This is a genomic window from Thiorhodococcus minor (assembly GCF_010820565.1).
Taxonomy (GTDB): domain Bacteria; phylum Pseudomonadota; class Gammaproteobacteria; order Chromatiales; family Chromatiaceae; genus Thiorhodococcus; species Thiorhodococcus minor.
Genome location: NZ_JAAIJQ010000138.1, coordinates 1 through 9,019, shown reverse-complemented (window position 1 = coordinate 9,019; position 9,019 = coordinate 1). Strand labels below are relative to the sequence as shown.

7 protein-coding genes and 3 pseudogenes are annotated in these 9,019 nt (G+C 54.7%); 9 read left to right on the top strand and 1 reads right to left on the bottom strand.

All coding sequences use genetic code 11. The features are described 5' to 3' along the window. From G3446_RS27745 to G3446_RS28430, 9 genes and pseudogenes are all read left to right on the top strand, one after another. The coding region (locus tag G3446_RS27745) for a hypothetical protein (protein WP_209262620.1) at positions 1–353 on the top strand (353 nt) is incomplete at its 5' end. Positions 354–768: 415 nt separating this feature from the next. After that, positions 769–1,743, top strand: coding sequence for a diiron oxygenase (locus G3446_RS24775; RefSeq protein ID WP_164456365.1), 975 nt, complete (start codon positions 769–771; stop codon positions 1,741–1,743). Between the two features lie 50 nt (positions 1,744–1,793). Continuing rightward, positions 1,794–2,519, top strand: a complete 726-nt coding sequence (locus tag G3446_RS24770) for a glutamine amidotransferase (protein WP_164456364.1) — start codon at positions 1,794–1,796, stop codon at positions 2,517–2,519. Between the two features lie 147 nt (positions 2,520–2,666). Continuing rightward, a complete protein-coding gene (locus G3446_RS24765; protein ID WP_164456363.1) occupies positions 2,667–4,163 on the top strand; it encodes an FAD-dependent oxidoreductase in 1,497 nt (498 codons plus the stop codon). Positions 4,164–4,377: 214 nt separating this feature from the next. Continuing rightward, entirely contained in the window at positions 4,378–5,868 is a 1,491-nt protein-coding gene (locus G3446_RS24760) for a multiheme c-type cytochrome (RefSeq protein ID WP_164456361.1), read from the top strand. A gap of 129 nt (positions 5,869–5,997) precedes the next feature. Further along, the gene (locus G3446_RS24755; RefSeq protein WP_164456359.1) at positions 5,998–6,966 is read left to right on the top strand and encodes a hypothetical protein; all 969 of its coding nucleotides are present in this window, start codon (positions 5,998–6,000) and stop codon (positions 6,964–6,966) included. Positions 6,967–7,020: 54 nt separating this feature from the next. Next, a complete protein-coding gene (locus tag G3446_RS24750) occupies positions 7,021–7,851 on the top strand; it encodes a CBS domain-containing protein (protein WP_164456358.1) in 831 nt (276 codons plus the stop codon). 143 nt (positions 7,852–7,994) lie between these two features. Beyond that, a pseudogene (locus tag G3446_RS27740) lies at positions 7,995–8,240 on the top strand (IS91 family transposase); the annotation flags it as partial. Positions 8,241–8,313: 73 nt separating this feature from the next. Then, positions 8,314–8,927 (top strand): annotated as a pseudogene (locus G3446_RS28430) (IS3 family transposase); the annotation flags it as partial. Here G3446_RS28430 and G3446_RS24730 read toward each other — a convergent pair. Further along, positions 8,925–9,019 (bottom strand): annotated as a pseudogene (locus G3446_RS24730) (transposase); the annotation flags it as partial. The pseudogenes G3446_RS28430 and G3446_RS24730 overlap by 3 nt on opposite strands.

The window sequence follows — 9,019 nt, the reverse complement described above, 5'->3', positions numbered from 1 at the left end:
TGGGCCGCAACAAGGAGTTTCCGATTCGCTTATCCGTCCGCTATCTTCCTCTCCTTCCAGGCTTTGCCTGGCGCAACGGTCCGATGATCAAGGCCGGCGCGACATTTTGTTCCATTGGCCAACTCATTCCGCGGCCATTTTGTCTCGGCGTTCGAGGCGGCACCGCGGCAATGCCCTTCCACCTCACGACTCTGGCGGCTTGCCTCCAATGCGTTACCGGCCGCCAGCGACCGATCCGTTGCGCTGATGAGTACATGGCATCGATCATGCTCCGTGGTGAAGCGGGCCAGTCATACGAGCTCAAAGTCCTCAAGCGCCGTTGCTATGGCATCACGAACCTCAAGCACCTCTAACCAATAGAGTGTGCTTAGATCTCAGCGGATACACTCAGCTCGGAGTCGAATCTTTATGAATCAATTGCTTCGCACGGCCGCGCTCAGCTATTTTCGCCGTCTTTGTGTACGCGGAAATCGAATCGATCCGAATTGCCTAAAAAGAAATCATGGCTCTCCCCGAAACCCAGGGAGGATCGCTAGGGAGCCTCTGAAGAATCAGAGCTGCCTGTGACACAGGGATGTGTCGCCAAAATTGACCGCGGTAAGTGGTCAATTTTGATTGCGAGGCGCAAATCGCATTTGCGCCGGAGCATGCTCTGAGAAGTCCAGGATGGACATATTCAAAGTATGCAGTCCTGGATTTGTCTTTCGGGGCTGTTTCAACATGTCTAAGCGAGCAAAGCTCGTGATTCTTAACTACATGGAGTGACCCATGCGAACTGCAACCCTTGCTTCTGATGCACCCGCTGTCTCCGACAATAATAGTATCGCCGCTCTTGCCAAAATGGGCGAGATGTGGAAAGACCGTGCACAGGTGAAAAACGAAGAGTTCGAAGTCGAAATGATGTACAGCGATGAGTACGACGACTTCATGGATCGGTTGATCCCGTTTCACAGGCATCCGCGCTACGGCGAGCTTGATGACGAAATGCGCACCAAGATTTTGACATCCGGCTGGATCGCCTATAACGAGAAGACCATCGATATTGAATCGAAAATCATCTCGCCGATTTGCAATGAGATCATCTACGGTACCCTGCCGGGTACGCGTGACGAAACCATCAAATGGCTGGCCGCCCAAACTCTGACGGATGAGGCCTACCATGTGTTGATGGTGATCCAGACCGCACGTATGGCCCGGACACAGCGTGGTTTGTTAGACCTGCGTTTGCCCAGCTTCGAATTGGTTAACCAGATCGAGCTTGAGGCGGCGAAGTATTCCGAGAACTGGCAAAAAAAGATCGTTCGTACGGTCGCCTGCATCTGTTCCGAGGTGTTTATCAGCGACTATCTGAGCCTGCTGTCCGACGCCGATGATGTGCAGCCGATCAACAGAATCACCACCGATGCACACCGCAAGGATGAATTGGCGCACAGTGGCATCTTCCGTCACCTGACCAAGGAAATCGTCCGTCACCTGACGCCGCGTGAGCTGGTGTTCTTCGCGCAGCTGCTGCCGCGTCCGATGCGTTGGTTCGCCAGTCAGGAGTTGAACGTTTGGGAAACCATCCTACAACAACTCGGATATGAGCATGTCAAAGAGGTGATCGGTGATACCCGGGCGGAAGCCGAAGTTGCCCTGTTCCGTGTCGATTTCTCAGAGCTGATCGAGCTTGCCGAAGAAACTGGCTTGCTGGACACCCCGGAAGGTCGTGAGTCCTTCCAGGCGGAAGGTTTGCTCAACTAAGCAAGACTAGTGACCGACGAATGTTGGTACACAAAAGAGGAGGAGTAAAGATGCTCGCACATGTGGTCCAGCATATTGCTTTTGAACATTTGGGCAATCTGGAACGGGTGTTAAGCAAGCACGGCTACGCCATTAGCACCTTTATGGCGGGCGCCGAGGACCTTGGCCCGATCAGTGAAGACGATGCGGATTTGCTGGTCGTCTTGGGCGGCCCGATCGGTGTCTACGAAACGGATGCCTATCCGTATCTGGAAACCGAACTGCAACTGATCCGTGACCGCATCGCGCGCAATCGGCCTGTACTGGGTATCTGCCTAGGGTGTCAGCTGATTGCCAGAGCGCTGGGCGCGGATGTGTATCCCGGTGGCGCCAAGGAAATCGGCTGGGCGCCGCTGGAAATTCACGATGATGTCGAGGGGAACGTCTTAGCGCCCATGCAGAACGCGGCGGAAGTTCTGCATTGGCATGGAGACACCTTTGATCTGCCCGCCGGTGCAACCCGGCTGGCGTCGTCGGCGGTCTATCCTAATCAGGCATTCAGCTACCGAGACAATGTACTGGCGCTGCAATTCCATTTGGAAGTTGAACCCGAGGCCTTGGAAAGCTGGTACCTCGGTCATGCGCACGAAATTGCGTCAGTAGAAGGGCTGACGGTTCCTGAACTACGGGAAGATGGTCAGCGCTATGGGCCAACTCTGCAAGGCCCGGCCCAGCAGGTATGGGCGAAGTGGCTGGAGTCTCTGGCTGCTCAGGGTACCGTCGAGGCAGCGGCATGAGCCGCTGAGAATTCGTACGGGGGTTCTACCGGTGGTAGGGGCTGTTGGCTTAGGCTCTCGTGTCGCAATGACCAATATCTGTCGCCATTGTTAGGGGCGCGGTTAAGGATCATTTCGATCACCACATGAATACACGAGAGAAGTAAGATGAGTTTTAAACGCTATCGTTGTGTCACTTGCGAGCATATCTACGACGAAGCTCTGGGTGACCCGATTCACGGGGTGGCCCCGGGGACTCGATTTGAAGACCTGCCGGAGGGATGGTTTTGTTCGGTGTGTGGTGATCCTCGCGAGAGTTTTGAATTCGCCGGTTTGTCCGAGCATGCGCAAGCCGTTGCCGAGCGCAACACCGACCAGGAAGGCGAGCCCATTGTGATTGTTGGCGCTGGGATCGGCGGTTGGTACATCGCCGAGCAACTGCGCCAGAATGGTGCCAAAGGCCCGATCACCATCGTCACGAAAGATGATGGTGACTACTACTACAAGCCGCACCTGTCCGTGTCCGTTACCAGCAAGTCACGTGCGGATCTGATCATTGCCAAAGGTCCGGATCGCGCGCAGTTGCTGGACGTGGACTTGCGTGCGCGTACCCAGGTGCTTGGTCTCGATCGTAAGAAAAACAGTTTGTTAACCAGCAAAGGCAAGGTCGAGTACGCCAAGTTGGTGCTTGCGACGGGCGCGGTGCCGTTGCGTCTCTACGATCGTCGTATCCAGCAGCATATCCATCAGCTGAATGACCTGGATCAGTATGAGTCACTGACGGAATTGTTCAACAGCGGTCGCAAGCGGGTACTGATTCTGGGTGCCGGCTTGATCGGATGTGAATTGGGCGACCACCTTGCTCGTGCCGGGCATGAGGTCGCGATCAACGATAGAGCCGCGTATTTGCTGTCGTCCGTGGTGTCCGAGGGTGTTTCCACCTACGTTCGCGATCGATACGTCCAGACCGGAATCGAGTTTATTCTCGGCACCACGATGAACGATATCGCCAAAGAAGACGGTGGGTTGCAGATCCAGTTCGAGGATGGGCACACCATGGAGCGCGACGTCGTGATCTCGGCGATCGGCCTGAAGCCCAACGTTGAGCTTGCGGCCCGAGCAGGCCTCGATGTTGGCAAGGGGATCAATGTCGATGACACCATGCGTACCAGCGACCCGGATATCTACGCTGTCGGTGATTGTGCTGAACACAAGGGGCAGGTGTTTTCATTCGTCGAGCCGATCAATCGCCAGGCCGCCGTGATCGTGGATCAGCTTTGTGGTGAAGGCAAGCGGAGCTTCGAGTCACGCGTGCCGATGGTTCTTGTTAAGTCTCGCACCTGTCCGATCAAATCGGCACCGCCGGAGCGCTCGAGCCGTGCGGGCAGCAGCATTCGCCATGTGCATAGCTCCGACCAGGGTATCGTGGATGAATGGTGGAGTGACGATGGCCAACTGATCGGCTACAGCGCATGTGGTGATGTTGCCGACACCTATGAGCCAGCGCTGAATCAGGGTGACCGCGCCGGTCCGGGCGATAATGTGAAGTCGTCTAATCCTCCCGGACACCTCGCTGAGGTGGTAATACTACCGAACGAGGTGAAAGATGACGACGGAGAGAAAGCGAAGGCTGTGAGATTGGGCGCTACCGGATCCGTAAGCTGATGAAAAAGCTGGGCCTGGTGGTGAAGCGGAAGAAACGGCTCGTGCTGACGACGGGCAGCTAGCACGCGCTGCCGGTGGCAAAGAACGTGTTGAACCGGGATTTTGCGGCGACGGACAAGAACCGGGTACGGACGACCGACATCACGTACATCTAGACGTTGCAGTGTGCTTAGTCGGGTGTCCGGTTGGGCTTGACCACAACAGAGAAAATAACATGATAGCTAGATTCGCCATTCTATTGTTCATGCTCACCAGCGCTTCCAGTTATGCTGCTACTGACTATGAAGCGTTAAAAGATAAGTATTATGCTGATCATCCTGGAAAAGGAAAGTACGCCGACCTTTGGGAACCCATCCCAATCCAACAATACTGGAATCCTGTTACCTTCTATGAGCCACCTGACACCGTAGAAGGAGAATTCACGGCGGAACAATGCGTGGACTGCCATAAGGGCACCACACCCGGGTGGGTACATGCCTGGGAAGACAGCACTCACGCTAATCTTGATCACATCCGAGAGTTGCACCATGACGATCCCCGTTTTTATAAAAAGGCCATGTTGGAGGAGATCGAAACAGGCCTGCAACAACGAGGTGTATTAAAAGAAGGTCAAGAATTGGCTACCGTAGGTTGTATTGATTGTCATGGCGGTGTTGGCAAAACCTCTCTAGTGCATGACAAAGAATTAAGATTGCCCGACCGTGCTGCTTGCGGTGAATGCCACGTGCAGGAATTCGCCGAAGCCGAGGATGAGAAAAAACAAAAATGGCCGCAAGGACAGTGGCCGGATGGACATCCTTCCCATGCCATGGACTGGAAGGCCAATGTGGAAACCGCCATCTGGGCTGGTATGTCACAACGTGAAGTGGCGCAAGGTTGTGATATGTGTCACTACCAACAAAACAAATGCGATGGCTGCCATACTCGCCATACCTTCTCTGCCGCCGAGGCCCGTAAGCCTGAGGCCTGTGCCACCTGCCACAACGGTGTCGATCACAACGAGTTTGAAGCTTACATGTTGTCTAAGCATGGCGTGGTCTACGAGACAATGGGTAAAGACAATTGGAACTTTGAAGTTCAATTGAAAGATCACCTAACCGAAGGTAATTACACTGCACCCACCTGTGCTACTTGTCACTTTGAATACAAGGGTGAATATTCACACAACTTGGTACGCAAAGTTCGTTGGGGCTTTAATCCAACCCCTGAAATTGCGGATAACCTAGACCATCCTTGGTTTGAAGAACGCAAACAAGCGTGGGTCGCCAGTTGTGCTCAGTGTCACTCTCAACGCTTTGCCAAAGCCTGGCTGGATACGGCAGACAAAGGCACCATTCAAGGTCTTGAGGTGGAACAAGAAGCCAAACAGATCGTACAGAAATTGTATGATGATGGTTTAATGGTTGGGCAAAAGACCAATCGTCCTGCACCACCAGCGCCTGCAGAAGATGCCCCTGGCGATTTCTATGGATTGTTCTGGGCCAAGGGTAATAATCCTTCATTCACTGGCCGCACCCATGCCGAGATGTGGGAGCATGATCTGATCAAGCATTACAAAGGTCTGTTCCATGTAAACCCAGGCGGCTTCACCTACTCTGAAGGTTGGGCCAGGTTGATGCGCCGTTATACGGAGATCCAGGATCGGAATACCCAGATCCGAGAATTTGCTGAGTTGAAGGAAAAGGTAGAGGAGCTCAGCAAGTAATCCGGCCTTTATAGACCCTATGCCGAAGTAGTCAGATCTGCATAGGGTCTTTATTCCCTGCCTTTACCTTCATTTTCAATATTCCTCTACCAGACCTCTACCAGTTAAACTTCTATTCGGAACTACGCCATGTCTCAGCCTAGAATCTCCTTCCTAATTATTGCTTTAGCCACTACATCAATAACCTTTAGCAATGAACATAATACACAGTTCAGTTATTCACAATCAGCCGTTGAAACGTCCAAGTATCAAGATATAGATAGTCGCTTTCCTATCAAGTCGCTAAATAAGTTTTTAGTCAGTAGCCCAGGAGATCAAGAACTGGAAATGTTTGTGGCTGAATACCTGGCTGACAATAAAGAGCGTCGGGCCATCATTTATCCTGTCCCTGTAATCAATGAAGAAGAAGCGGATGCAAGGGATAAGAACAGACATCATCAATACCGACAAGAAAAGTGGCAGTTTCTCTCTGCTGCTGTTAAGAAACACACCATAGACTCGGATAGATTTATCACTTACTGGGATAACGCTCAACGTCTGCATCTATTTACAGGACGAATGGCCATCCCAGAACAGCCTGTCGAAAAGGCCTTCTCCAATCCAGAAGAGAAATCATTTTGGCGAGAGATCGGTAATGGGTTTTCTCAGCAAGAACAATTGATTGTCTTCGCGCAATGTTTAATCGGCAATGCCAGAGATGCCAAGTCATGCTTGAGCCAGTTGTATACGGATGCAGGTGATAACTATATCTTGATAAGTGCCGATGATATGGCACATATACAAGAGATCAGCCTTTTAGCCGGCCAAGGCCTGCCCTTAGAGACGCGTTTGTTTTCGACCGATTCCGATCTGCACGGTCAGATCAGACAGGTTAGAGAATGGGCTCGTGAAGGAGAAGGAACCGGCAGTTATATGCTACAGCCTGTCGATGAGAACTTTGTTCGTGCCTGGAGGATCATCGATCCGACTTTTGAAGATTCTTTGCTCGCCAGCTTACTTCCTTTTACCACCGCAGCCGAAAAAGAGCTTGCTGATTTAAAATTGGTCTTTCGATCCGATTGGGGCGGCTATTTAAGCATGTATCAAATCGTCAATTAGGGCCGGTTTCCAGCACAACGAAAAGAGGTTCTTCCTATGCGAGTCGGAGAGTGCATGACTCAGAGCCCGTTTATCGTGTCCGAGCAGACGAGCATGAAAGAGGCGGTGCTCATGCTCGACAGGCACCACATCCGGCATTTGCCGGTCACCAACGGCTCCAGGGTCGTGGGGATGGTGACGGATCGCGACATCCGTCGAGCCTCACCCGCGCTGCAGTCGGGTATCGAAGGGGACTACGAGGACGTGCTGGAGGCCACTCCCGTGGGTCGCATCATGACCAAGGAGCCGGTGACGGTGAAGACCGTGACCGAAGACACGCCGCTGATCGATGCGGTGCGCTTGATGGTGGAGACGAAATTCGGAGCCCTTCCGGTGGTGAGAGGTGAGGAGCTGGTCGGGATCTTGAGCGAGATCGACGTGTTAAAAGTCCTGGCACAACGAAAAGAAGTTGAGCCTATGCGAGTCGGAGAGTACATGATTCAGAACCTGTTTACCGTGTGCGAGACGACGAGCATGAAGGAGGCGGTGTCCTTGCTCGGGAGGCACCACATCCGTCATTTGCCGGTCACCAACGGCTCCAGGCTCGTGGGGATGGTCACGGATCGCGACATCCGTCGAGCCACACCCTCGCTGCTATCGGGTATGCGACGGGAGGACTTCGTGCAGGAGATGGTGGCCACTCCCGTGGCTAGAATCATGGCCAAGGAGCCGATGACGGCGACCGAAGACACGCCGGTTGCCGATGCGGTGCACTTGATGGTGGAGAAGAAATTCGGAGCCCTTCCGGTGGTGAGAGGTGAGGAGCTGGCCGGAATCTTCACCGACATCGACGCATTAAATATCCTGCTGGAACTTGAAAAAGCCGCGGGCTCCCCGCGCGCCTAACAGCAATCGATGCCCTCACCGCAGTCGGGGCTCCTCCGCCAGCTCGGTGACGTCATCTTCCATCCCGTTCGGCTCTTGCGGGTGGCGCATCCCGTCCTTGCTGCAAGCGAAGGCGCTCGCTTGCTCGAGCGGGACCTCCTGCGGAGAACAGCTACCTGGCTGGCGACGCGCTCGAATCCGGCGCGATGGAACAGCTCCTGGGTTCGTCGATCACCTACCCTACCGCCGTCGGGCCGCAGCAGGTTCGCAATGTGTTCGCGCTGCAGACACTGCGAGCGTGCGACGAGTCGTTCGATGACGGCGTCGGGAAGGTGGCCGGGGTTTCCCTGCACGCCGGGGTGGCGGCGCGGGCGGATCAACGCCAGAAGCTCGAGCGGCTGTGTCGGTACGACGTACTATAGTGGACCCCGAAAAACAGACAGTAGTTTAAGCTAGCCGCTCAATCGAAAGGGGCAGTAAGAGATGGGCGAAGCGAAGCGCAAGACCTACACGGCAGCCTTCAAGGCGAAAGTTGGCCTTGAGGGGATCCGCGGGGTCAAGACAGTCAACGAGATCGGGCAAGCCTATGGCGTTCATCCGGTGCAGGTCGGGCAGTGGAAACGCGAGATCCTAGAGCAGGCGGAGACACTGTTTGCCAAGAAGCGCGGGCCGAAGACAGCGGATGGTGCGGCGGACACGGATCGGCTCTACAGCGAGATTGGGCGCTTGAAAATGGAGCTGGACTGGCTGAAAAAAAAGTCCGGACTCAGCCTGTGAGCGTTCGGCGCAGCTGGATCGAGCGCGAGGCGGGGTTGGCGGTGAGCCGTCAATGCGCGCTGAGCGGGGTGGCCCGCTCAGGAGTCTACGCCCATCGCGGCGAAGAGGCAGCGGACGCTGTGGAGCTGCGCCTCCTGGAGCTGATTGATGAGCAGTACACCCGGCGCCCTTTCTATGGCAGTCGGCGCATGGTGGTGTCGCTGCGCGAGCAGGGCTATGCGGTCAACCGCAAGCGCGTGCAGCGGCTCATGGGCATCTTGGGGCTGGCGGGGATGGCGCCGGGTCCGGCGACCGGCCGCCGCCATCCTGGGCACAAGGTCTAAGCGATAGCAGAACTCGCCGAGGTAGCGCGGCAAGTGTTTGCCACTGGCATGATGGTAGGAGCCGTGCAGACTGTTCTTGACGTTGCCGA

Bases quoted from the DNA above. Each gene is read 5' to 3' on its own strand.
- G3446_RS24755 (WP_164456359.1), top strand. From the start codon at position 5,998: ATGTCTCAGCCTAGAATCTCCTTCCTAATTATTGCTTTAGCCACTACA.
- G3446_RS24760 (WP_164456361.1), top strand. From the start codon at position 4,378: ATGATAGCTAGATTCGCCATTCTATTGTTCATGCTCACCAGCGCTTCC.
- G3446_RS24770 (WP_164456364.1), top strand. From the start codon at position 1,794: ATGCTCGCACATGTGGTCCAGCATATTGCTTTTGAACATTTGGGCAAT.
- G3446_RS24775 (WP_164456365.1), top strand. From the start codon at position 769: ATGCGAACTGCAACCCTTGCTTCTGATGCACCCGCTGTCTCCGACAAT.
- G3446_RS24750 (WP_164456358.1), top strand. From the start codon at position 7,021: ATGACTCAGAGCCCGTTTATCGTGTCCGAGCAGACGAGCATGAAAGAG.
- G3446_RS24765 (WP_164456363.1), top strand. From the start codon at position 2,667: ATGAGTTTTAAACGCTATCGTTGTGTCACTTGCGAGCATATCTACGAC.